Consider the following 22,096-nt stretch of genomic DNA (forward strand, 5'->3'; position numbering starts at 1 on the left):
TCGACGCCTGGTCGCCGCCGTCCCCGTCCTCATGGGCGCTGCCGTTGGGCAGCGGAGGGCACGCCGAAGTACACGCAATACGCCAGCTGCGTCGTGAGCCACGAGGAGCCGTCGCTGACGTTTTCGACTGTCAGCCTCATGGGTTGGGTAGAGCCGGGAGCGCACACGTTCATGAACGTGGTGAGCCGGCCCGATCCGCAGGCGTCGACACCACGGATCGTTGCCATCACGACACGAGACATCTCGGACCGGACCGCAACCGCGGAGATGTGCGAGCTCGGCCTCGCGAATCTCCGGGAGCTGCGCAGGCTGAACCACCAGTTTGCACTATGGCTCCGTGGCAACTGCACGATGGAGGAGCTAACCGCTCCCCACGATGGCACGTTGTCGGACACGCCGCTCGCCTGAAGGAAAGCCGGACATAAATGAAGCCTAGGATCACAGTCATCACCATCGGCGTCGACGATCTGGAAGCGGCGCTGCGATTCTATCGCGATGGCCTGGGGTTTCCCACCGAGGGCATCATCGGTGAAGAGTTCGAGCATGGTGCTGTTGTATTCATTCAGATGCAGCCCGGTTTGCGGCTCGCTCTGTGGCCCCGCAAGAGCATCAGCCACGACAGCGGGGTTGCGCTAGGTCCCGTCAGCCCCACCGAGATGACCCTGGGACACAACGTCGATTCAAAGGAAGACGTCGATGCCGTCATGACAAAGGCAGGCGCCGCAGGGGCTGTGATTGTCAGGCCCGCCCACGACACGTTCTGGGGCGGATACTCAGGTTATTTTCAAGATCCAGATGGTCATCTATGGGAGGTTGTCTGGAATCCCCAATGGTCAGGGTAGGCCATGCCCAGCAAGCCGCTGCACGCGACCGCGTCAAGGAACGCGGCGCGTGAGCGGCGACGCTGGGCGGGCGAGAGCGAGCGTGGACATGGACCGACGCTTATCAGACAAGCAGCCTGACATTCGCGTCACGACGGACGCGCTTTCGCTGATGCCCGTCGTGGAGCTTGATCCCGGCCGCTTCGGTTCCGCGCCCCATCCGGCTTCGGGGCCGTGGACCGCAACAGAGAGCGATGGCTACTGGCGGGCGTGCCTTCGTGCGGGCGGCCTCGTCGGTGTTGATCCCGTCGTGCCCGGCTCGTGGTTCGTTGCGATTGATGCGCTTACGTCCCAGGACGCGCTGATCAAGGCCCTGCATGCACACCTCGGCGACAGCGTTCCAGCTGACGATGAGCTTGGGCCCCTCTGCGGTGGGCTCGCGCTCGCTGACGGCGTCGATGTTCTCTTATTACCGACCTGTTGTGGTGATCTGGGCGATGTCGAAAATTGGCGGAAAGCCGCCCATCGGTTGTCCGAATCCCCCGAGATGCTCTGGATCGGTCACCCATGGCTGATGGCCTGGCATGATGCCCCGATGCTTCACGTACGGGAGGAACCCGAAGGCGGCATACCCGCTCAGCCAAGAGAGTTCGTGGTCAAGCCAGAGATTCTGCAGCGTGCGGTGCGTCTCGCCGCGCAGGCTCTCGATGCCTTCTCCGAGCGCGTCGCGTCAGCCCTGCAGCACATCCCTGGGGTCATCGACGCGCGGGCAACTGCCAGGATCCTTGTTGGCAGGAGAGCGTCTTGATGACGCATCACGGTGCTGCCGCCCAGCCCGGCGCTGGTGCCGGCGGGCGCTTCGCGACGGCCGGCACACCGCCCGGCCGTTGGTACCGAGCCGCCCTTTCCTCTCAGCTCGAGGATGGCCTCGTCCAGGGGGGGCAAAGTCGCCCAGCCCAAGCTCGGCGACCTTACGCGCGGCGCGCTTGTCGTGGTGGATCTGACCGCTCGATCTGTGCCCGGTTCGGTCGCAGATCCACGTCTCCGTGCGACCATTCGCGAGCTTCATGGTAATGAAGGTCGCTCGAGTGCCCGTGAAGAGCGGCGGGAAGCGCTCGTCGAGCTTGGCCCTCGAGCGGGCAGTGGTCACGTCCCGGAATACCTGCCGGTCAGCGTTCGTGGGCCAGACCTTGAACCGCTCGATCTCCGCCTTCATGCCGCCCGCGTTGATCGTCACCTTCTCGAGATCATGCACGAGTCGCCGGGCCCGCTACGCCGTGTCGCGGACCCGCCCGCCGCTGCCCCCGCCCGCGCGCGCGCCGTCGAGCGCCGCGCGCCGGTAGGCCGCGGGCGTCGTGGCGAAGTGGCCCCGGAACAGGCGCGTGAAGTGGCTCGTGTCGCGGAAGCCCCAGCGCGCGGCGATCTCGAACACCGCGTCGTCCGGGCGGGTCGAGAGCTCGCTCGCCGCCCGCTCGAGGCGACGCCGCCGGATGTGCGCGGCCAGCGTGCTGCCGAGCTGCTCTGCCATCGCGCCGTCGAGGTAACGGCGGCTCACCCCCTGCGCCCGCGCGATGTCCGCTGGCTGGAGCGCCGGGTCGCCGAGGCGCAGCTCGATCTCGGCCAGCGCTCGCTCGACTCGAGTCCGCGAAAGCTCGGGCGCGCGGCTGCACATTCCGATCGCTTCGAGCACCACGCCGAGGGCCGCTGCGCAGTCGCGCTGCGACAGCGACGAGCTCTCGCGCAGGATCTGGCGCAAGAGCCCCGCCACGACCCGCTCGCCTGCGTGCTCCTCGCCGCGCGCGACGGCCGTCCGGAGGTCGACCCCCGGGTGCCGCTGCTGCACTACCGAGACCGGCAGCCGCAGCAGCAGCCGCCGCCCCCGGCTCATCGAGAGCTCGAAGGGGGCGTCCGACTGGACCCAGGCGAACGTCCCCTCGCGCAGGATTGCCCGGCGGCCCGCCTGCGCGACGACCCCTTCGCCCTCGGCCAGGGCGACGAGCTTGAGCAGCCCCGTGGCCCCTGTGGGCTCGCAGCGGACCTCGAACGGCGCGGCGCCGAGCCAGAGCAGCTCGCCCGGGCCGGCCCGCACCGCGCGTTCGAGCATCGAGTCCGGAGGCACCGCCACGTGGGTCAGTTCCATCGTGGACCATCCGCCGCGTCGAATCGGGCCAGGCGCCACCCGCCGCGGCACCCCACGCTGGCGCCAGACGTTCGGCCCTGGAGGAACATCATGTCTGCTGCCCAGATCATTCGCGTGCCCATCTTACCCTTTCGCATGCTCAACGCCCACCTGCTCGTCGGCGCCGCAGGTTGCGTGCTGGTCGATGCCGGCGTGCCGGGCGTGGCGCCCAGGGTGGGCGAGGCGCTGGCCCGCGCGGGCCGCGCCTGGTCCGACCTGAAATTGATCGTGGTCACTCACGCCCACGTCGACCACGCCGGGGGTGCCGCCGAGCTGCGCGAGCGATCCGGAGCGCTCGTCGTCGCCCACGAGGCCGAGGTCGAGCACCTCGACGGCAGTGCCCCGATGACCTTCTGCCCGACCGGTTGGTTCGGTCGCTTGTTCGTCCGGGCCCCGCTCGTGCACGAGCGCTACGCCCCCGTCGCGCCCGACCTCGTGCTGTACGGCAACGAGACGCTCGACCTGGCTCCCTACGGGGTCGCGGGTCGCGTGCGCCACACGCCCGGGCACACCCGCGGTTCGCTCTCGGTCGTCCTCGAGTCGCGCGAGGCGCTGGTCGGGGATCTGGTCGCCTCGGGGCTGATGCTGGGCGGGCTGGCACGGCTGGGCCACGCGATCCGGCCCCCCTTCGAGCTGGACCCGCGCGCCGTCGGCATCGAGCTGGAGCGGCTGGTCGAAGAGGGGGTGGAGACCTTCTATCTGGGCCACGGAGGGCCGCTCGGCGCCGATGAGGTGCGGCGGCACGCCCGCGTGTTGGCCGGCTCCGTCGCCGGCGCGCCCCACAGGCAGCGGATGCTCCAGCCGCGGTGAGCGCGATACCATGGTAGCGCTCCCTGTAACCCCATGAAAACCCCTGGGCCTCGCTCGCGTCGAGCAGCGACGCCGTGGAGGGATGGAGTATCCGCCCAGCCAAGGGCATCGTGACCGTCCGGGCGGCGCCGGTTACCTCTCCCCATCGCGAAGGAGGAAGCGATGGCGACGAGGGTGGAGTGGGCCGAGCGGGTGGGGCGATGGGAGAGGAGCGGGCTGAGTGCCGAGAAGTTCGCGCGACGCGAGGGGTACAAGGCCAAGCAGCTGTACTGGTGGCGCTGGAAGCTGCGGGCTGAGGGGACCTCGCAGCCGTCGACGTCGTCGACGCAGGCACCGCAATTTCTGCCGGTGCACGTGGTGGCCGACGTGTCGCCGGTCGTGACCGAGCCGATCGAGATCGCGCTGCCCAATGGGCGGGTGGTTCGCGTTCGGCCGGGCTTCGACCCCGCCACGCTCGAGCGCGTGCTGGCGCTGGCCGCCGAGGAGACGTCGTGCTGACGCTGCCGCCGTCGGTGCGCGTCTACGTCGCGGCCGAGCCGGCTGACCTGAGGAAGAGCTTTGATGGTCTGTCGTCGCTGGTCGCGCAGCGCTTCGGAGCCGACCCGCTCTGTGGGCATCTGTTCGTGTTCAGGAATCGGCGAGGCGACCAGATACGTGTCTTGTTCTGGGACCGCACTGGATACGTCATCTTTGCCAAGAAACTCGCTCGCGGCCGGTTTCACCTCGCCCGCGACCTGCCCAAGGGCGCGACCCACGTCGAGGTCGAGGCGGCCGAGCTGTCGCTGATGCTCGAGGGGCTCGACCTGTCCCAAGCCGTACGGCGCAAGCGCTGGAGGCCCGGCGGGAGAAATCTCGACGCCTCAAAGCAAGGCTTGATGGATGCGCGATGCCTGCGTATCCAGCGCGCCTCGTGAGCCTTCCCCCGCAGCCCCGAGCAGCGCTCCCTGCCGATCTGGCGGATGTACGACGGAAGCTTGAGCAACTCGCAGCAGCCGGGCAGATCCCGGAGCTGATCGAGCTGGTGCTCGGGCTTCTGGTCCAGCTGCGCGACAAGAACACGGCGCTGTCGGCGAGGCTCGCCAGCGCGCTGCGCGAGCTGTACGGCCGCAAAAGCCAGAAGGTCTCGACCGAGCAGCTGATGTTGCTGTTCGCCGAGCTCGGGGACGAGGCGCCGCAGGGAGCCGCTGGGTCGGCGCTCTCATCGGAGCCCGGGGCCGAAGCGCCGCCGCAGCCGGAGCAGGGGCTTGTGCCGCAACCTCCTGAGCCGCCGAAGCCGCTGCGGGGGCACCGTGGGCGCGCGCCGCTTCCCGCACATCTTCCGCGCGAGACGCGCGTTGTGCCCGTGCCTGAGGCCGAGCGGAAGTGCCCGCAGTGCGGCGCGGACAGGAAGTGCATTGGCCATCGTACGAGCGAGGTGCTCGAGTTCGTCCCTGCGCAGTTCCGGATCATCGAGGAGCAGAGGGAGAAGCTCGCCTGTCCGCGCTGCCCCGAGCAGGGAGTGACGACGGCCGACAGCGAGAAGGTGATGGACCGTGGGCGCCCGGGTCCGGGGCTGCTCGCGAGCATCATCGTGGAGAAGTTCGAGGACGCGATGCCGCTTTACCGGCAGGCGCAGCAGTACGCGCGCTTCGGCGTGTCGCTGTCGCCCTCGACGCTGGGAGAGTGGTCGGCCTTCGCGCTCGACGTGCTCGCCCCCGTGGCCAAGAGGATCCAGGAGCGCGTGCTGGGCGCGTGCTACGTGCGCGCCGACGACACGGGCATGCGCGTGCTGGATCGGGATCATCCGGCCGGGGTGAGGCGAGGCCATATCTGGGCCTTCGTCGGGGCCGAGCTCGTGACGTTCGTGTACGCACCGGACTGGCAGCCAAAGCACCCAGCTGCGCTGCTGCAGGGCTTCACTGGCCATCTGCAGGGCGATGGCTACGCAGGCTACGCCGCGATGCTGCGCGGCGGCGACGACGGCGACGACGGCGAGAGGATCGTGCCCGAGGAGCGCCGGCTCGGCTGTGGCATGCACATCCGCGCGAAGTTCGAGAAGGCAGCGAAGGGCGGCGACGCGCGAGCCGCTGTCGCGCTTGCGTACTTCAAGGCCATCTACCGCATCGAGGCGGCCTGTAAGGCTGAGGCGCTGTCCGCGGAGGCACGCCTGGCGCGACGGCAGGAGCTGTCGCTGCCCGTGGTCGACGAGCTGTACCAGTGGATTCACGAGCTGCATCTGCGGCTCGTGCCGAATACGCCACTTTACGTCGCAACTCAGTACGCCATCAACCATGAGGCGGCGTGGCGGCGCTGCTTCACCGATGGGCGCTTCGAGATAGACAACGGTGAAGTCGAGCGGCAGCTAAGACGTGTAGCGCTCGGAAGAAAAAACTACTTGTTCGCGGGCTCGGACGAGGGAGCGAAACGCCTCGCGGTCGGCTACACGATCTTCGGCTCGTGCCGGATGCATGGAACCAACCCGCTCGCCTGGGGGACGGACGTGATCGGCAAACTGCAGGCGGGCTGGCCGCGCGAACGGCTGGACGAACTGCTGCCCGCCGCCTGGGCGCGAGCGTCTCTCGCGTCTCCGGCCGCTGGCGACGCCGGCGCATCCTGATCGACGCCGACCTCGATCTTCGACCCGGCGGGGCAGAGCACCTCGCCGGTCCCCTCGTGCCCGCCCAGGTCCGACCGGGCCGTGGGTAGGCGCTGCCCCGCGCCCAGCATCGTCGACCCCGGCGAGAGCCGCAAGTGGCCACGACCATGGCGATGAGTGGGCGGTTACGGGATGGATGGCTATCAGGGAGTCGACCAGGGGGCGGGCGGCGGTCCAGGCATCGGGGGCCGTCGGCGTCGAACGCGTGGAAGACGAGCACGTCGATGCCGGCGAGCCGGGCGGCGAGCATCTGGAGGGCGGCCATGAGGACTCAGCGGTCGAGCACGAAGGGTACGAACTCGGGGTGCCCTAGGCCCGATGCCGGTCACCTGCCGTGATGTCCTCGTCCGGCACCTCGCGGCGGCGTGCAACCTCAGCGGACGATCAAGGTGTTCATCATCATCCCGGAGTCCTCGTGCGGGATGATGTGGCAGTGCATCACCGACTTGCCGACGGCGTTCTCGCCGAAGCGCAGGCGGATCTTCACCGACTCCATGTGGGGCACCCAGACCGTGTCCTGAATGGTGATCTCTTCGGCGGGCAGCTTCGTTCCGTTCCTCTCGATCACCTCGAACGAGGTTTCGTGCAGGTGGAACGGGTGCCCCTCCGCGGATCCGCTCTTCGACAGGTGACTGTTGTCCTCGATGGTCCATTCCTCGATCGCGCCGACCTTCAGGCCGTCCAGGTCCACGCGCTCGTCCACGTAGGCCAGCCCGAGGTTTGCGGACCGGTCAGTCTCTTCCCACGTCGCCGGGACCTCCAGCTCGTCGAAGTCGTTGGCCAGCTTCTCGTCGGTGGTCATGAAGAAATCGATGCCCACGACCTTGTTGTAGGAGGCCGGCGGTCCCTTCATGCCGAAGACGATGGTGCGCTGCGGGTAGCTCCCCTCCGGGAGGAGCGGGTAGTGCCGCGGTGAGGTCGGGAGCTTCGTGGGGAGCGCCATGTCCACCGGATCCCCGGCGACCTCGATCTCGGCGAGCCTCTTGACGTCGCTGACGAGGAATTGCATGTGCTGCTCCTCCTGAAAGATCCCATAGAGCCCCGGGGTTGAGCTTCCCTTGACGAGGAACTCGGCGCGGTTGCCCGGACCGAGGACGAGCTGATCGAGCTGGCGCGGCGCGGGGAAGTTGACGCCGTCCATCGCGAGCAGGTGCATCGGGTGCCCCTCGACCTTGAGCGGGATCATGTTGTCGCTGCAGCCGTTCAGGAACCTGAACCGAACGACCTCGCCCGGCTGGATCGTGAAGCGCGGCACCACGTCGTGCTGCTGGCCGACCGGGTGTGTTGGCTCCTTGGCGTTGTGCGTCTCCTCGTAGACCAGGTTCCCGTTGACCAGGAAGAGGCGGAGCGGAAAGTCTCCTGTCGAGAACCCGCTGACGAGCGGCTTCGCCGTGGGGTCGAGCTCGGAGCGCGTTCCTGCTCGACGCGGCCCGGGGGCGCGTCCATCCATGCCGCCCTGGAACGCTCGCCGCGCGTGCTGGCGGGTGAGCAAGGCAGCGCCCGAGCCACGGGCCGGACGAGACGGACGTCAATCGCAGTCGAGGCACCTCCACTCGACCTGCCCAGACGCCGAGACCCCGAACCGCTGAGCGGTGTACTTCTCGATATCGATCAGGTACCCCGACGGCTGCGCGTTCCGCGTGCAACACCCGCTGCAATCGGAGTCGGAGCACATGTCATACACCTTGACGTCGATCTCCTTGCCATTCTTTCGAAGGCGCAGGGTCTTGAGCTTGTACCTCTCGAAATCCTTGGAGTGCACCGCGGCGATGTTGTTCTCTCTGACCCAGCTCTCCGGCTGCTTTCCGTCGAGGGCCGCGAACTGACCGGCCCACGTGCACCCGTTGTACTCGATGCACTCCTCGCTGCCGGGGTCGGGGTAAGACTCGAACTCCGTCAGGCTGGCCGTCTGCCACACCACGCCCGAGCTGCCACTACCGCCGCCACCCGTCGTGCTGCCGCCGCCCGTGGTGCTGCCGCCGCCCGTGGTGCTGCCACCGCCCGTCGTGCTGCTGCCGCCCCCCGTCGTGCTGCCGCCGCTGGAGCAGCTGGTGTCGCGGAGCTCGACGCGGGACGGGCTGAACGACGACATCGAATTGGTGGAAAAATTGAGTGTCAATGACGCGCCGCGGGCGATGGAGACGTTCGATGTCCTCGAATAGGTGCATCGGGAGCCGGCTTGCGAGTGGGTCCAGCCCGGCTCGTGATAATCGCACGCGACGCCGCCCGGAACGTCGAAAGCGATGGTCGGCTTCTGCAGCGCGCTCGCGCCCGTGTTCTTGACCTTGATCGTCCCCCAGTACTCCGGGGCTCCTTCGTACGAGCTCGTCGTGACCGCATACGAACAGGCTGCAAGATTCTGGTCCATGTCGCCCAGGTCTTCGGCCGTGGGGGCCACGTCGGCCGAGCACGCTGCAAAGGAGAAGGCTGCCCCAGCAGACGCGGACCCGATCGCCAGCTGAGCTGCCCGCAGAGCTCGGATTCGATTGATGCGCATATGACGACCCTTTCCTGCGTGCATCGGCGGCAGGCCGTGATGTAACGACATGTCCTCCCCCAGCGCCGGACACGCATGATTGGTAGCACTGCCGCATTGGGCTGTCGAGACGATGGGGCCGTGTTTGCGGCCAGATGCCACGTGAGCCCTTGAGATTCCGACGAATGGGAGCTTTGCTCGTCACCCCATCGCGTCGTCGCGTGAAGGGAATCGACCCACGTTCTCTGCCATGCGACCTGCACCGGCTGCGTCGGATCGCCCAACGGATCTGCCGGGATTCACTTTATGCGATCTCGCTGTACTCGCGTCGCTCGCCCATCGCCAGTGTGACGGGGTCGTGTCAGCGAAAGACAGGCCGATCCCGATCGTCTCTACCTCGCGCGGGCGCGCGACCCGGGGTCGTGGATGCCGATCTCGGCGAGGCAGTGGCTCATCGACCACTGTTTCGGGCCCGGCGCCGCCTTCATCTCCGCCTCGATCTGGTCGAGCAGCGCGGAGAGATCGAGGCCGGTTGGGTGGGTAAGGGGTCCAAACGCCTTTGCGAAGGCAAGTGCCCACTCGTCCCAGATTGCGCAATCGGACGAGGCTCGCTTCCGGGCCTGCCTCGAGCGGCGCTCAGTAGTTCCAGCTAATCGAAGCGTCGTCCACGTAGACCTGCTCCCACACTCCCGGGTTCGCCCCCAGCGTGACGCGCACCGTGATGTTCTTGGTGCACGCGTACGTATTGTTGACCGTGTACTTGACCCAAGCCGCAGTGCCCACGCCCGAGTATGGCGTCGAACCGATATAGGTCCAACCCGTGGTGTCGAGCATCTCGACCGAACCATGATTGGAATAGCCGTTGCCCCGAAGCCAAACGCTGGCCGAGCACGACGTCGGGGTCACCGTCGTCGTGAACCCCTTGGAAAATTGAAGCCAATCTGACGCGCCGGCCGAGGGCGAATACGATAAGTAGGCTATCGTCGAAGGTGAACGGGCCAAAGCCCAGGAGGCGAAGAACCCCGCGCCTTCGGCAGGATTGCTGGCCCAAGATGCCCAGCCGCCCGATTCCAGGTTGTCATTGATGGTGAAGGTGGCCGCATTTGCGTCGAGCGCACTGCCGAGCAAGCTGCCGATGAATGCCAATGCTCCAAACCCCATCCGGACGCCGTTCTTCGTGCTCGTAACGATCGACATATTCGTGATCCCTTCTAATTCGATTCAATCATCCGCAGCGCGGACTGGAAACCATAGCGCTCTCGGCCGTGTCAACCCCGGGTTGATCAATGATCCAGTGAGAAAATCATGAAATCATCTCGGGGCGTGCTGTGCTCCGGCGGGCGCGCCATCGCCGATCTGACCCCCAATGAACGGGAGCGCGCCGCTCCCTGGCGGCGGACTGATGGGGAGGGATGAGCGAGAGCGAGAGCCTGCGGAGCACTCGTCAGGCAGTAGCGGCTCGCCCTCGGATCGGCTCACCGCGAGAGTGAATACAGTGGAAATGAAGCTTTGCTTTGGGAGTGTAGCCCTGCTCGCCGCGCCGTTGACGCTCAGGTTGGAATCTAAATAGCCGATTCTGATTCGGGAACACCAGCAATTCCAAATACTTGAACGTGAAGCTTGCAGATCGGCCTCATCCGTACGCTCGTGGGCGCCGTGAACGAACCCACCACGAGGAGGAGAGGCCAAGTGCCATAAGGCGCCGGATCCGGTCGGGTCGGGATCGCCGCTTCAGGTCTCGCGCTCGCGTCCGTGCCAGCAGGAGACCTCCAGCTTGTCGCCCAGCGGGATCTCCACCGACCCGTAACCGCTGCCTGCGCCGCGGACGTGGTCGAGGTAGGGCCGCAGGTCATCGGGCGCGATGTCGAGGTCGTCGGCGACGATGAGCGCGCCCCTCCGCAGCCGCGGCTCGAGCATCCGGAGCACCGGCAAATAAAGATTCTTCCAGCCGTCCAGCAGGAGGAGATCGATCGGCCCTTCCACGTCCCGGAGCGTCACCAGGGCGTCTCCCTCGCGGATCTCGACGAGATCGCCGAGCCCGCTCTCGTCGAGGTTGTGCCGCGCTCGCCGCACCTTCTCCGGGTGCATCTCGCTGCCGATCACCCGCCCGCCGCCGCCGTCGCGGAGGGCCGCGGCCAGGAACACCGTCGAGATCCCGAAGGACGTGCCGAACTCCACCACCGTGCGCGCCCTCGCCGCGAAGGCGAGGAGGTGGAGCAGCCGCCCGACCTCGCGGGAAACCGGCAGGTAGGCGTCGGCGAGGAGCTCGGCGAGCTTCTCGGGGTCGCGCTCGGCCCCGCGGCGCTCCCAGTCGGCGCGGACGCGGGCGATGATGCGCGGATCGCCGCTGTCGGCGTCCTGGAAGAGGCGGTCGAGGGTCCCTTGAACGCGCGGTGAATCGAGCGTGCTGCTCATGATGGATAGCTCCTCCGGGCAGGCCACGGCGACGGCGCTGTTGCCCTCGCTGCTGCCCTGTTCGACCCGGAGCCTGCGCCCGAAGAGACATGACTTCCAGTGCATGGTCGGTAAGGTATCGTTGCGTCCCATGCACTCCATGGATCTGAACCTGCTCGTCGCGCTCGACGTGCTCCTCGAGGAGGAGAGCGTGCTCCTCGCCGCGAAGCGGATGCACCTCAGCCCCTCGGCCATGAGCCGCACGCTCGCGCGCGTCCGCGAGGCCGTGGGCGACCCGATCCTCGTGCGCGCCGGCCGGCGGCTCGTGCCCACGCCGCGCGCCGCGGAGCTGCGCCCGCGCGTGCGCGCGGTGGTCGCCTCGGCCAGCGCGGTCCTCCGCGAAGGGGGCGCGCTCGACGTCGCCGCGCTCACCCGCAGCTTCGCCGTCCGGACCAGCGACGGCATGCTCGGGCTCGTCGGCGCCCCGCTCCTCGACGCGCTGAGGGCCGAGGCGCCGCGCGTCACCGTCCGCTTCCTCCCCGAGGGCGACGAGGACGTGGCGGCGCTGCGGGAGGGCCGGATCGATCTCGACGTCGGCATCATCGGTGACATGGGCCCGGAGATCCGCGTGCAGGCGCTCGCCAGGGACCGCTTCGTGGGCGTGGTGCGCCGCGGCAGCCCGCTCGCGTCCGGCAAGGTGACGCTGCAGCGGTTCGTCGAGCACGCCCACCTCGGCGTCTCCAGGCTCGGGAAGACCTGGGGCCCCATCGACGAGGCCCTCAAGAAGAAAGGGCTCGCCCGGACCACCGCGGCCGTGGCGTCGGGCCATTACGCGGCGCTGTGCCTCCTCGCCAGCTCCGACCTCGTGGGCGCGTTCCCGTCGAAATGGCTCGCGCATGCCGCGCCGCGCTTCGATCTCGTCACGTTCCCGCTGCCCGTGACCACGCCGGCCATCACCATCGCGCAGGCGTGGCACCCCCGGTTCGACGCCGACCCCGCGCACCGATGGCTGCGCGACCGGCTCCGCCGCGTCTGCCGGTCCATCGCGGAGCTCGCGGCCTAGCCACGGCCGGCCGAGCACCGCCGCGCCCTCCGCTCGGGGAGCGTCGCGCGCGCCCGCACGCGGGTCACCGGCGCTTCAGCCGGAGCCGGGCTGCAGACACGCCTCCAGCGTGTCGCAGGCCCTCGAGAGCTCCTCGCTCGTGTGTGCCGCGAAGCCGAAGCGGAACGCGGATACGGACCCAGCCGCGACGTGAGCAGGCCCCGGGGTGAGGGCCAGGCGCCAGCGATGCCCAGGGAGTGTTTCCGAGTGTTTCAAGCATCCTTCACCATGCTACTTCCGCTCGTCGCTCAGCATGTCCAACGCGCCGTCATGCATGGGACACCCATGCTTTCAGTCGCGTCCGCTTTCGTGGAGCCATGCTTAGAGCGGGATTCGCGAGCGCTTCGCGGACCAGGGGTCCCACCTCTGCCGCAACATCGTATACCCACGTGCTCCGACCGCTTTCGGCATGACCAAGTGCCACCCAGACAATCTCAGTGGCAAGCCGCAGATGCTCGACCTCGCCCGAGCGGAGCAGATCACGCAGACGCGACGGCGCGATGGGGATACCAGCGAGAACGTTCGCAGCGATGAGCCAACGAACGCGCCCAGCGCTGGCCGCCTCGAGAAGAGCCGCCTCTGCGATCGGCGACCTGAGGCGCGCGAGCCCGCAGGCGGCACCTTCGCGAGACGCCTGCTCCGGGGCATCGCGAAGGAGCGCGCAGAGGTCCGAGAGAGCATGCTCTCCACGAATCTTCGCAAGCGCGGGACCTGCGTAGCTCTCGGCGAGCGTTCCGGGCGCGCTCAACAGAATCTCGCGAACCAGGGCGTAGCCAACCTCGTGGCCGATGCAGCCGAGGAGATGCGCAACCAACCAGGGTGGGGCCGCTCCGACCCGATAGGCATCTATCAGAGCGCCGGCGGCGTCGGCATCGGGCACACGCCGCTCGAGCTCTGCCGCGACGTGCTTGAACATTGCATGATCCACGAGCGCGGTGGCAACGAGCTCGGTGGACGTGTCTGTCGTCATCGGCTTACCCTCGCTTGCCTGCTCCTGCGCCATACCGGGAGGACGAGCTCCGGCTCGACGATCACGGGATTCGCCAGGACGGGCTCAGCCCCGGATCTTCCAGCTCGCGAGCTCCTCGTCGGAGGCGTGCCGCACCCGGCGATACCGCTCCGCAAAGCGGCTCTGGACGGTCCGCACCATCATCACCGCGAGAAATGCGCCGCAGATGGTGGCCAGGCAGACCGCGATGGCCCAATAACGGTTCGTGATCACCTCCGCGACGGTGTTGGTGCGGACGGGGGTGACCATGCTGCTGAGGAGCTGAGGGAGAAGGAACAGCGCCCACCAGGCGCCGATGGAGGCGTGGGGCAATGCTCGCGGCGGCGGGGCCCTCTCCATCGCGACTTGACGGTATCCTCCGGCGCCGTCCATACGGGGGCGCGGGACCGGCTCGGGCACGCCATCCGGCGAGAGGTGGTCGTGCAGATCGCGCATCACCTGGTACGGGCGCACGAGGTTGATGAGCGGGATGAAGAAGCTCCAGAGTGCGTCGCGGCTCGTCCAGCGCAGCCTCGAGGCGCTCATGGATCCGGCCAAGGGCACGGTATGCCAGAGCCAGCGCAAGAACAGCGCTGCCGTGACCACGCGCATCGCGAGCTCGGCGAACTTCCCGGCCTGAAGCAGAGAGTCGCTGAGCGAGCGGGTCGCCATGGAGACCTCGCCGCTGTCGATCTGGCCAAGGAGGTGAATCTGCCACGCCATGACGAGGATCCCGGAGACCTCCACCCCCGCGGTCACGAGCAGGGCGGCGTTCGCCGCCCGAGCGCGCCGGTGCGCCACGCCGAAGTCGCTGTCCCATCGCGCCCGCGCGCCGTCCCAGTCGTGCATGAGCTCGATGTTACCAAAGCCGCGTGATCAGCGACGATCATTTCTGCCGCCGATCCTGCGCCGCGTCCTCCTCCGAGACGTGCTCGCCTGCTCCTGCCGTGGGCGGGGTGGGTAGGGGTCCAAACGCCTTTGCGGAGGCAAGTGCCCGCTCGCCCCGACGTTCGGTCGACATCATCGCACAACCACGACGTGGTCGTGCCATCCAGAAAACTCCAGTAATTTCAGCGGGTAAGCGTGTCCCGTTGGGCGCACATCACGCCCGAAGCCGCGCGCGGCGGCCCCATCGGCATCGTGCGCGACGGCGACCTCATCGAGATCGACGCGGTGAAGAACACCATCAGCCTGCTCATCGATGACGCCGAGTACGCCGCCCGCATCACGGCCTGCAAGCCGCTTCCCCCCAGCCCGGCCATTGCGCGCCGCGCCCGCGCCCGGCTAGCATCCGCGAACAACCCCCGCCATGCTGAAGACCGGAATCCTCAATCCGGCGGTCCTGAGCCTCCTCGCCCGGGTCCGCCACACCAACACCCTCGTCATCGCCGACCGTGGCTTCCCCTTCTGGCCGGAGATCGAGACTGTCGATCTCTCGCTGGTGGACGACGTCCCTACCGTCGCGCAGGTCGTCACCGCCCTGCGCGAGAATTTCGTCATCGGCCGCGTCTTCGCCGCCGAGGAGGTCAAAGGCGCAAACGCCCCCAACAAACTGGAACGCCACCTCGCCGCCCTGACCGGCCTGTCGATCAGCTTCGAGCCCCACGTCGCGTTCAAGAAGCGCGTCCCCCACGCCATCGGCCTCATCCGCACCGGCGACACCACCCAGTACGGCAACCTCATCCTCGAGTCCGCCTGATGCATCTCCGAGCGCGAGGTTCTCGTCGCCATCCTCGAGCATCTCGGGCTCGTCCTGGGCGCGAGGCGCGCCAGGATCCCGCCTGGCTCGCGGGCCTGCAGGGATACATCAACCGGGCGACATCCCTGGGATGCCTTCTCCTTCAGAAGCGCAGGCCCAGATCGAGCGCTGCCGTCGCGTAGACGTTGCTCTCGTCGACGGGCTCGTAAGACTGGGCAGAGCTACCACCCGGCAGATCGTCGACGCGCGCCGCGAGCTCCCCCCTCTGTGCCAGCGTCCCGGCAACCTGCGAACTCCGCAGTCGGAGCAGGACCCAACGCAGCCGTTCCAGCGAGCGCACGTCATTGCAGGCGACACCCGACCGATCGGGTTCGTGCGTGTCGGCGCTCCGTGGAGCTCGCGGCGCTTCCTTTTTGTGATCCGTGTATTTTGCACAAATTTCTTGACGCTCCGGAAGGGACGACTATATGCATAGTACACATATTCGAAGCGCAGTCGAACAAGACGTGGCTCCTTGCCAAGCGCCCGGACCCTCCGCTCGTGAAGGATCCGGCTGCCCGGAGGTCTCATGCCTGCTCCAGTACGTTCGCGTTCCGTCGCCCGAGTCTCGCTGTCCGCCCTCACCCTCGCCCTCGCCCTGCCAGCCGCCGCCTCGTTGACCGGCTGCTCCGGGGGCGACGAGCCCACGGAGCCCCAGGCTACCGGGAGTAGCCCCACGTTCCACAAAGACGTCGAGCCCATCCTGCAGAAGAGCTGCATTGGCTGCCACTCCGCGGGCAATATCGCGCCCTTCAGCCTTACCGCGTACGACGAGGCCAAGGCTGTCGCGGCGCTCATGGTCCAGGCGACCAAGGCGGGCACGATGCCGCCCTTCGCCGTGCGTGACACGGACGAGTGCTCGACCCGTCACGCGTGGAAGGGCGACATCCGCCTCTCCGACGAGGAGATCAGCACGCTGGAGGCCTGGAGCAAGGCCGGCACCCCCGAGGGTGATCCGAAGGACGCGCCCGCCTCGTTCGTGCCGAAGGGCCCCGAGCTGCCGGGCATGACCCTCGAGGTTCATCCGAACGAGCCCTACGTCACCTCCGGTGAGCAGGACGAGTTCCGCTGCTTCATCATCGATCCCGGGCTCACCGAGGACCAGTACTTGAATGGTCTACAGATGGTGCCCGGCAACCACAAGGTCGTTCACCACGGGATAATCGCCATCGATCCGGAGGGGAAGTCCGCGAGCCTGGCCGGCCCCGACGGGAGCTTTCCGTGTGGCGCCGGCGAGGTCCCGAATGGCGTGGAGATCGGATCGCTCCAGATGCTCACAGCCTGGGCTCCCGGCGCCGACCCGGTCGATCTGCCCGAGGGGGTAGGTCAGCTGATCCAGAAGGGGTCGCTCCTCATGATGCAGATCCACTACCACCCCGCTGGCACGACGGCCGACCCGGACCTGACGCGCATCCAGCTCAGGCTCACCAAGGAGAAGCCGAAGTACGGCTTCCTGTACCACCTGATCGGCAACTTCGATGATCCGGTCGGCCAGCTTGGCTTCGGGCTGCTACCGGGTCCGGGCGACAAGAGCGGCGTCGAGTTCCTGATCCCCGCGGACAGCAAGGACCACGTGGAGACGGAGCAGTTCACGGTCCCGGCCCCGGACTCGCCCGGATCGCAAGAGATGCCGTTCCCGCCGGGCACGCGCGTCTATGGCGAATTTCTGCACATGCACTACCTGGGCTTCGACGAGAAGGTGACGGTCACGCGGGCGAACGGCTCACCCGATCAACCCAAGGAGGAGTGCCTGGCGCACGCGCCGAAGTGGGAGTTCTCCTGGCAGCGCTCGTACTCGTACGACGCGCCCATCGAGACGCTCCCGACGCTCGAGCCGGGCGATGTGCTCCAGATCCGGTGCACGTACAATAACTCGACGGAGAACCCGTACGTGGTCAAGGCGCTCAAGGAGGCGAATATGATCTCGACGATCGACGTGGCCTACGGCGAGGGGAATACGTTCGACGAGATGTGCGTCGCCGGGCTCTCGCTCGTGTACCCGATGCCCTGACGGGAGCCAGGTTTTCAGCCTCCGCAGGCATAGCTCCGCCTCCGGCGCTCACATGAAGAGGGACACAAGCAGGTCTTGTGGTCACCTTCAGCGTGGTCGTGACAGGGCCGCTCGGCGGGAAGCTCTGGCTCGTCGAGACTCTGGTGCTCGATGTGCCTCGGGATGGGCCTCGCCGCCGCGGGCATGGCGGTGTCGAGCGGCGCGGCGACGTCGTTCCTGCTCGCGGCCGTCCTCGTCACGATCGTCGACCGCTGGTACATCGCGTTCGAGGAGCGGCGGCCGCGCGCCGCGCTCCAGGGAAGACGCTTACAGGGGACAACGCGCTAGAGATCGAGGATGCCGACCACCTGGAACCAGCGCGGCTCGGGAAACGGGTTGCGCTCGATCCTCATCCCGAGCCGCCCCATCACCTTGATCGACCGCTCATTATCATACGTGGTCGTGGCGACGATTCGGCCGAGATCAAGCCGTTCCCGCGCCCACGTGATGAGCCCTCGGGCCGCCTCGGTGGCGAAGCCTCGCCCGCGGTGCGCCTCGTCGAGCGCGTAGTAGAGCCCCACTTCAGGCGAGCACCGGGCGCGGCGCGGCGCGGCCCCGCGGCCCTCTCCCGGCAGCTGCGCGAAGGGCCCCATCGACGGCACGAGCCCGCAGGCCCCGACGAGCTCGCCAGTGTCCGCACAGACGATCGCCCGGTCCCCATACGGCGGCTCGTAGAGGCGCTCGAGCTGAACGTAACTCATGATCGTCCACTCCAACCACGCTCGGCGCTGCTCCAGGGAGTCGCCGTCCGGGCCGGCGTCGAGGATGGCGTGGCAACGCTCGAGATCCTCCAGCGTGAAGGGGCGGATACGAAGGCGCGGTGTCTCTATCGCAATCATCGCCATCAGGAATATCACACTATCACGAGCGTCGCCGAGGTGGCAAGGTCGGTTCGAGCGGGTAGGGGGCCAAACGCCTTTGTGAAGGCACGTGACCACTCGCCCCGACGTTCGGTCGAGATCATCGCACGACCACGACGTGACCGTGCCATCCAGAAAACCCTGGTAACGTTCGCGGGTAAGCGTGTCCTGTTGGGCTCAGCGGTTACGCTCTACTGTACTCGCCTCCGGAGTGGCTGCTGACATCGGACGTCGATCCGACGCTGGTCGAGCCGCCCGCGCCCGTCCTCGGGGAGCCGCCGCTGCCGCCGACGCCATCCCCGCTCGCGCCGGTGCCGGAGCAGGCCGAGGCGAGCGGGAAGACGAGGAGAAGCGAGAGGGGTTGAAGGGCGCGCATGCTCGCACAGATGGGATCCAGAGCTGGCCCGCGTCCATGCGTACGCGCGGCGTACGCGCGCGCGGCGGACGGGGCGAGCCTTCACGCCGCCAGCACGACCTTCAGGCATTCATCCTGCTTGTTGACGAACAGCTCGTACCCCTGCGGCGCGTCCTCGAGCCGCATGCGGTGGGTGATGACGAAGCTGGGGTCGATCTCCCCCTTCTCGATGCGCTCCAGCAGCGGGCGCAGATAGCGCTGCACATGGCACTGGCCGGTGCGGAGGGTCAGAGAGCGGTTCATGAGCGAGCCCATCGGGAACTTGTCGATGAAGCCGCCGTAGACGCCGATCACGGACACCGTGCCTCCGTTGCGACAGGCGCGGATGGCCTCGCGCAGCGCGATCGGGCGATCGGTCTCCAGCTTCAAGGCCTGCTTGGTGCGGTCGTAGGCGAACATCAGGCCGTGTCCGTGCGCCTCGAGGCCCACGGCGTCGATGCACGCGTCCGGGCCTCGACCGCCGGTGAGCTCGGCGAGCGCGTCGTGCACATCCACCTCTTCGTAGTTGATGGTATCGCTCGCGCCCGCTCGCTCTCTGGCGATGCGGAGCCGGTACTCGAAGCGATCGATGGCGATCACCCGCTCTGCGCCGAGGAGGCGGGCGCTGGCGATGGCGAGCTGGCCGACCGGGCCCGCGCCCCAGACGGCGATGACGTCGCCCGGCCGGATGTCGCACATCTCGGCGCCCATGTAGCCCGTGGGAAAAATGTCAGTGAGGAAGAGGACCTGCTCGTCGGTGAGGTGACTCGGCACCTTGAGCGGCCCGACGTCGGCGAAGGGCACGCGCACGAACTCGGCCTGACCGCCCGCGTAGCCGCCGAGCATGTGCGAGTAACCGAAGATGCCTGCCGGGGAGTGGCCCCAGAGCTTCTCGGCCATCCAGGCGTTCGGGTTGGAGTTCTCGCAGACCGAGAAGAGCTCTTGCCGGCACATGGCGCATCTCCCGCACGCGATCGGGAACGGGACGACCACCCGGTCGCCGACGCTCAGGTTCTTCACCGAAGAGCCCACCTCGACCACCTCGCCCATGAACTCGTGACCGAGCACGTCGCCCTTCTCCATCGTGGGGACGAAGCCATTGAAGAGGTGGAGATCGGACCCGCAGATCGCGGTCGACGTGACCCGGACGATGGCGTCGTTCGAATTCAGGATCTTCGGATCCGGCACGTCCTTGACGCGGACCTTCCTCGGTTCAATCCAGCAATTGGCTCTCATCGGACGGCTCCTTCGGTGCTCGAGAAGGCGCTCTGCCTGGACGGCTCGGGCTCTCTCCGGCCCTCGGGAGGCTGCGCCGGGTGCGGGCCCCAGTGGACGCTGGCGTCCGACTGGACGACCTCGCCAATCTCCATCAACTGCTTGAAGCGGCGCAGGTCGGACTCCGCTTGCAGGCCAATCGCCCCGCCCGCGAGCCGGGCAACGCCGGCGCCGATCAGGCCGCCGGGCGGCGCCTGGTCGATCTCGAGCCGGACCTCCGTACCGCGCCCTCCGGGCGCGCGCCGGAAGCGCACCGAGCCGGAGGTCACGACCTTCGTGCCGGCGAGCGCCCGCCAGGAGATGAGCTCTCCCGGGCGATCGTCGAGGATCTCGGCGTCGAGCTCCATCGCGGGTCCTGCCGCCGCCTTCAGGAACCACCGGGACTGCCGCTCGTCGATGAGCTGCACGGAGTCGAGGTATGTCATGAACCGCGGCAGGTTGGTGAGATCGCGCCAGAAGCGGTGAGCGTCCTCGGGCGAGCAAGCGACCGTGATTGCCCTGATCACCTGCGCTGCTCGTTCTCTTTGCGCGCCCGGAGCCCCGGTAGCCGCGCTCCGGCGGAGCTGCAGCCCAGCGAGCGTATCCAGGAGGGCAAACCCTGCCGTGACCGCGGTCGCCGCGACGACGCGGTTCCGCTCCGTGCGCTTCGCGCCCAGCGCCGAGGCCAGCAGCGCGAGGTCGGCGACGTCGAATCCCACCCGCGTCCACAGCCAGCCGGCGGGCTGCGGGCGCGAGAGGATGCCGAGCCCGGCCGTGATCTCGCGCGCGCCGATCGCGCGGATCGTCCGGCGGTTGCGCGGGCTCTCGCGCAGGCCGATCAGCCTCGCGACGGCGCGGGGCGCGGCGACCTGCGCGAGCCCGAGGCCGAGGCTGAGCCACCCCAGGCCCCGAGCGAGCCGCTCTCCACGGCCCAGCGTGCTTTGCCGGCGTATGCCGCTCTCCCGGCGGTCGTGGGTCCTCGCTGCTGGGCCATTGCTCATCCGCTTCTCACCGGAGCGCCCGATGGAAGGCTGTGTTCGAGGAGCTGTCGTCGACATCTCGTCCTCCTCCTTCTTCTTCTTTTTGGGATTCGAGGGTTGGATCGCCGCACGCCTCGCTCGCCGGCGCGTGAGGCGCCGTCTCGTCAGTTCACGAGTCGTGCCACGGCGAGCGTTCAGCGGGCGTCCGAGCTCGCGCGCCGGCAGCGTGGCCGAGACAGACAGGTTGCCGATCACCCGGGCGGAAGCCCTCGGCGGGAGCGGATCGGCCGCCGGCGGGGGCTCCTCGGCCGGCGGATCGACCGGCGGCGGGGGCGGCGGGACCGTCGGCATGTCCACGCGCTGGCGTCTGCGAGCTCGGATGAGCTGCGCGCGTCCGAGCCGCTTTCAGCGGCTCGGAACCCACGAAGCACCTACGGACCGACGTAGCGGTAGACGCGGAGCCATTCGTACTCGGCGCGCGTGGGGGCGGTGCTGCTGTCCACGGGGCCTGCCCAGTCTGGCGACCCAGAAGCCCAGATCGTCAAGAGGATGTTCTGAGGGAGGACCATGCGTCCCATCTCCTCGGTGGCAGTGTGCATGAGCGCTCCGTCGACGTAGAAGCGCGCCTCGCCGGGCACCCATTCGATGGCATAGGTGTGAAAGCCCGCTGCGGGGTTGAAGTCCAACGTGACGAGCTCGGGGAACTGGAGGTGGCCGGTGGCTGGATCGGCGGGCGGGATGTTCACCATGTGGTTGAACTGAATGCGATCGGCGTCTTTGCCCAGAAACTCGATGTCGAGCTCGTTCCAGTCGTCGGGGGGCCATGGGGTATAAATGAGCACCAGAGAAGAGACGGCTGCGGAGCCCTGCGCAAACCGAGCCGACGCTTCTATTTTCCCGTAGGTCAGCGCCTCGCGAGAGCGCATTTCCACGCCGCGGAAGGGTTTGCTGGTATCGTTGGCTGCCGTCAGCGAAAGATGCAGGATGCCGGCGCTGGCCGCGGCGTTTTCGCCGGTGAACTGCGCGAGGTTGCCGTCCCAGCTGTGGGTCATCAGCTCCCAGCGAGTGAGATCGACGGTGTCGAACGGATCTTCCCAGGCGAGCTCGAAGCTGCCATCCCCAGCGCCACCCCCAGCGGCGCCACCCGTGCCGCCTGCAGTTGCGCTGCTCGTCGCACCGGAGCTTGCGCCGCCCATCCCTGCGCCGCCCGTACCACCGGCGCCACCGGTCGTGGATGTCTCTGGCGGCATGCCGCCACTGCCACCGGTCATGGGGCCGCCAGCAGCACCACCCGTCGCCGTGCTGGGGGGAGCTCCACCAGCGGCAGGGGAGGAGCCCGGATCCGGCGAGTCGTTGGAGCACCCCGAAAGAGCCAGGAGCGCGAGCAAGGCAAGGGCTGATCGACTTCGCATGCC

The 22,096-nt window shown here is 67.9% G+C and carries 23 protein-coding genes and 1 pseudogene; 13 read left to right on the forward strand and 11 right to left on the reverse strand.

Features of this window, described 5'->3' with window-relative positions:
- The first annotated feature begins 93 nt into the window (after nucleotides 1-93).
- The 3 genes from WME89_RS06330 to WME89_RS06340 are packed head-to-tail and all read left to right on the forward strand — an operon-like array spanning nucleotide 94 to nucleotide 1,629.
- Nucleotides 94-408: a hypothetical protein gene (locus tag WME89_RS06330; protein ID WP_438008340.1), complete on the forward strand. Its 315-nt coding sequence runs from the start codon at nucleotides 94-96 to the stop codon at nucleotides 406-408.
- Between the two features lie 17 nt (nucleotides 409-425).
- Nucleotides 426-842: a VOC family protein gene (locus WME89_RS06335; protein WP_438008341.1), complete on the forward strand. Its 417-nt coding sequence runs from the start codon at nucleotides 426-428 to the stop codon at nucleotides 840-842.
- A gap of 49 nt (nucleotides 843-891) precedes the next feature.
- A complete protein-coding gene (locus WME89_RS06340) occupies nucleotides 892-1,629 on the forward strand; it encodes a hypothetical protein (RefSeq protein ID WP_438008342.1) in 738 nt (245 codons plus the stop codon).
- A gap of 462 nt (nucleotides 1,630-2,091) precedes the next feature.
- On the opposite strand, the gene WME89_RS06345 is transcribed toward WME89_RS06340, so the two are convergent.
- Nucleotides 2,092-2,961, reverse strand: coding sequence for a helix-turn-helix transcriptional regulator (locus WME89_RS06345; protein ID WP_438008343.1), 870 nt, complete (start codon nucleotides 2,959-2,961; stop codon nucleotides 2,092-2,094).
- 90 nt (nucleotides 2,962-3,051) lie between these two features.
- On the opposite strand from WME89_RS06345, the gene WME89_RS06350 reads away from it, so the two are divergent.
- The 5 genes from WME89_RS06350 (at nucleotide 3,052) to WME89_RS06370 (ending at nucleotide 6,758) form a co-directional block, all read left to right on the forward strand.
- Nucleotides 3,052-3,810, forward strand: a complete 759-nt coding sequence (locus WME89_RS06350; RefSeq protein WP_438008344.1) for an MBL fold metallo-hydrolase — start codon at nucleotides 3,052-3,054, stop codon at nucleotides 3,808-3,810.
- 162 nt (nucleotides 3,811-3,972) lie between these two features.
- Nucleotides 3,973-4,308, forward strand: coding sequence for an IS66 family insertion sequence element accessory protein TnpA (tnpA, locus tag WME89_RS06355; protein ID WP_438007157.1), 336 nt, complete (start codon nucleotides 3,973-3,975; stop codon nucleotides 4,306-4,308).
- Nucleotides 4,302-4,724, forward strand: coding sequence for an IS66 family insertion sequence element accessory protein TnpB (tnpB, locus tag WME89_RS06360; RefSeq protein ID WP_438007158.1), 423 nt, complete (start codon nucleotides 4,302-4,304; stop codon nucleotides 4,722-4,724). The genes tnpA and tnpB overlap by 7 nt, the downstream gene beginning before the upstream one ends.
- The gene (tnpC, locus tag WME89_RS06365; protein ID WP_438007159.1) at nucleotides 4,697-6,406 is read left to right on the forward strand and encodes an IS66 family transposase; all 1,710 of its coding nucleotides are present in this window, start codon (nucleotides 4,697-4,699) and stop codon (nucleotides 6,404-6,406) included. The genes tnpB and tnpC overlap by 28 nt, the downstream gene beginning before the upstream one ends.
- 175 nt (nucleotides 6,407-6,581) lie before the next feature.
- Nucleotides 6,582-6,758 carry a hypothetical protein gene (locus WME89_RS06370; protein WP_438008345.1) on the forward strand — a complete coding sequence of 59 codons (177 nt, stop codon included), beginning with the start codon at nucleotides 6,582-6,584 and terminating at the stop codon, nucleotides 6,756-6,758.
- A gap of 60 nt (nucleotides 6,759-6,818) precedes the next feature.
- Here the strand turns inward: WME89_RS06370 and WME89_RS06375 are convergent, their stop codons facing one another.
- From WME89_RS06375 to WME89_RS06390, 4 genes are all read right to left on the reverse strand, one after another.
- Entirely contained in the window at nucleotides 6,819-7,937 is a 1,119-nt protein-coding gene (locus WME89_RS06375; protein WP_438008346.1) for a multicopper oxidase family protein, read from the reverse strand.
- Nucleotides 7,938-7,973: 36 nt separating this feature from the next.
- Nucleotides 7,974-8,813, reverse strand: coding sequence for a hypothetical protein (locus WME89_RS06380; protein ID WP_438008347.1), 840 nt, complete (start codon nucleotides 8,811-8,813; stop codon nucleotides 7,974-7,976).
- Nucleotides 8,814-9,557: 744 nt separating this feature from the next.
- Nucleotides 9,558-10,118, reverse strand: a complete 561-nt coding sequence (locus WME89_RS06385; protein ID WP_438008348.1) for a hypothetical protein — start codon at nucleotides 10,116-10,118, stop codon at nucleotides 9,558-9,560.
- Nucleotides 10,119-10,652: 534 nt separating this feature from the next.
- Entirely contained in the window at nucleotides 10,653-11,441 is a 789-nt protein-coding gene (locus WME89_RS06390) for an O-methyltransferase (RefSeq protein ID WP_438008349.1), read from the reverse strand.
- 25 nt (nucleotides 11,442-11,466) lie between these two features.
- Here WME89_RS06390 and WME89_RS06395 point away from each other — a divergent pair, with 25 nt between their 5' ends.
- Nucleotides 11,467-12,378, forward strand: a complete 912-nt coding sequence (locus WME89_RS06395; RefSeq protein ID WP_438008350.1) for a LysR family transcriptional regulator — start codon at nucleotides 11,467-11,469, stop codon at nucleotides 12,376-12,378.
- A gap of 307 nt (nucleotides 12,379-12,685) precedes the next feature.
- Here the strand turns inward: WME89_RS06395 and WME89_RS06400 are convergent, their stop codons facing one another.
- Nucleotides 12,686-13,387, reverse strand: coding sequence for a hypothetical protein (locus tag WME89_RS06400; protein ID WP_438008351.1), 702 nt, complete (start codon nucleotides 13,385-13,387; stop codon nucleotides 12,686-12,688).
- Nucleotides 13,388-13,471: 84 nt separating this feature from the next.
- Nucleotides 13,472-14,254 (reverse strand): DUF4328 domain-containing protein, encoded by a 783-nt coding sequence (locus WME89_RS06405; RefSeq protein WP_438008352.1) that lies wholly within the window; start codon nucleotides 14,252-14,254, stop codon nucleotides 13,472-13,474.
- A 249-nt stretch (nucleotides 14,255-14,503) separates the two neighbouring features.
- Between WME89_RS06405 and WME89_RS06410 the strand changes: the two are divergent.
- From WME89_RS06410 to WME89_RS06425, 4 genes and pseudogenes are all read left to right on the forward strand, one after another.
- A pseudogene (locus WME89_RS06410) lies at nucleotides 14,504-14,650 on the forward strand (hypothetical protein); the annotation flags it as partial.
- Nucleotides 14,651-14,714: 64 nt separating this feature from the next.
- The gene (locus WME89_RS06415) at nucleotides 14,715-15,104 is read left to right on the forward strand and encodes an RbsD/FucU domain-containing protein (protein ID WP_438008353.1); all 390 of its coding nucleotides are present in this window, start codon (nucleotides 14,715-14,717) and stop codon (nucleotides 15,102-15,104) included.
- A 655-nt stretch (nucleotides 15,105-15,759) separates the two neighbouring features.
- Entirely contained in the window at nucleotides 15,760-17,154 is a 1,395-nt protein-coding gene (locus WME89_RS06420) for a hypothetical protein (RefSeq protein WP_438008354.1), read from the forward strand.
- Between the two features lie 162 nt (nucleotides 17,155-17,316).
- On the forward strand, nucleotides 17,317-17,481 hold the full coding sequence (locus WME89_RS06425; protein ID WP_438008355.1) for a hypothetical protein: 165 nt from the start codon (nucleotides 17,317-17,319) through the stop codon (nucleotides 17,479-17,481).
- Here the strand turns inward: WME89_RS06425 and WME89_RS06430 are convergent.
- From WME89_RS06430 to WME89_RS06445, 4 genes are all read right to left on the reverse strand, one after another.
- Nucleotides 17,478-18,038 carry a GNAT family N-acetyltransferase gene (locus WME89_RS06430; protein WP_438008356.1) on the reverse strand — a complete coding sequence of 187 codons (561 nt, stop codon included), beginning with the start codon at nucleotides 18,036-18,038 and terminating at the stop codon, nucleotides 17,478-17,480. The genes WME89_RS06425 and WME89_RS06430 overlap by 4 nt on opposite strands.
- Before the next feature lie 472 nt (nucleotides 18,039-18,510).
- On the reverse strand, nucleotides 18,511-19,683 hold the full coding sequence (locus tag WME89_RS06435; RefSeq protein ID WP_438008357.1) for a zinc-dependent alcohol dehydrogenase: 1,173 nt from the start codon (nucleotides 19,681-19,683) through the stop codon (nucleotides 18,511-18,513).
- The gene (locus WME89_RS06440; RefSeq protein ID WP_438008358.1) at nucleotides 19,680-20,702 is read right to left on the reverse strand and encodes an SRPBCC family protein; all 1,023 of its coding nucleotides are present in this window, start codon (nucleotides 20,700-20,702) and stop codon (nucleotides 19,680-19,682) included. Before WME89_RS06440 ends, WME89_RS06435 begins: the two co-directional genes overlap by 4 nt.
- A gap of 410 nt (nucleotides 20,703-21,112) precedes the next feature.
- Nucleotides 21,113-21,952: a family 16 glycosylhydrolase gene (locus tag WME89_RS06445; protein ID WP_438008359.1), complete on the reverse strand. Its 840-nt coding sequence runs from the start codon at nucleotides 21,950-21,952 to the stop codon at nucleotides 21,113-21,115.
- Between the last annotated feature and the right edge of the window lie 144 nt (nucleotides 21,953-22,096).

Source organism: Sorangium sp. So ce321, assembly GCF_051530195.1.
GTDB lineage: Bacteria > Myxococcota_A > Polyangia > Polyangiales > Polyangiaceae > Sorangium.

Coding starts and splice junctions, on each gene's coding strand:
- WME89_RS06335 (WP_438008341.1), top strand. CDS start 426: ATGAAGCCTAGGATCACAGTCATCACCATCGGCGTCGACGATCTGGAA.
- WME89_RS06345 (WP_438008343.1), bottom strand. CDS start 2,961: ATGGAACTGACCCACGTGGCGGTGCCTCCGGACTCGATGCTCGAACGC.
- WME89_RS06350 (WP_438008344.1), top strand. CDS start 3,052: ATGTCTGCTGCCCAGATCATTCGCGTGCCCATCTTACCCTTTCGCATG.
- tnpA (WP_438007157.1), top strand. CDS start 3,973: ATGGCGACGAGGGTGGAGTGGGCCGAGCGGGTGGGGCGATGGGAGAGG.
- tnpC (WP_438007159.1), top strand. CDS start 4,697: ATGCCTGCGTATCCAGCGCGCCTCGTGAGCCTTCCCCCGCAGCCCCGA.
- WME89_RS06370 (WP_438008345.1), top strand. CDS start 6,582: ATGGCTATCAGGGAGTCGACCAGGGGGCGGGCGGCGGTCCAGGCATCG.
- WME89_RS06380 (WP_438008347.1), bottom strand. CDS start 8,813: ATGGACCAGAATCTTGCAGCCTGTTCGTATGCGGTCACGACGAGCTCG.
- WME89_RS06385 (WP_438008348.1), bottom strand. CDS start 10,118: ATGTCGATCGTTACGAGCACGAAGAACGGCGTCCGGATGGGGTTTGGA.
- WME89_RS06390 (WP_438008349.1), bottom strand. CDS start 11,441: ATGCACTGGAAGTCATGTCTCTTCGGGCGCAGGCTCCGGGTCGAACAG.
- WME89_RS06395 (WP_438008350.1), top strand. CDS start 11,467: ATGCACTCCATGGATCTGAACCTGCTCGTCGCGCTCGACGTGCTCCTC.
- WME89_RS06400 (WP_438008351.1), bottom strand. CDS start 13,387: ATGACGACAGACACGTCCACCGAGCTCGTTGCCACCGCGCTCGTGGAT.
- WME89_RS06405 (WP_438008352.1), bottom strand. CDS start 14,254: ATGCACGACTGGGACGGCGCGCGGGCGCGATGGGACAGCGACTTCGGC.
- WME89_RS06415 (WP_438008353.1), top strand. CDS start 14,715: ATGCTGAAGACCGGAATCCTCAATCCGGCGGTCCTGAGCCTCCTCGCC.
- WME89_RS06425 (WP_438008355.1), top strand. CDS start 17,317: ATGGGCCTCGCCGCCGCGGGCATGGCGGTGTCGAGCGGCGCGGCGACG.
- WME89_RS06430 (WP_438008356.1), bottom strand. CDS start 18,038: ATGGCGATGATTGCGATAGAGACACCGCGCCTTCGTATCCGCCCCTTC.
- WME89_RS06435 (WP_438008357.1), bottom strand. CDS start 19,683: ATGAGAGCCAATTGCTGGATTGAACCGAGGAAGGTCCGCGTCAAGGAC.
- WME89_RS06440 (WP_438008358.1), bottom strand. CDS start 20,702: ATGAGCAATGGCCCAGCAGCGAGGACCCACGACCGCCGGGAGAGCGGC.
- WME89_RS06445 (WP_438008359.1), bottom strand. CDS start 21,952: ATGACCGGTGGCAGTGGCGGCATGCCGCCAGAGACATCCACGACCGGT.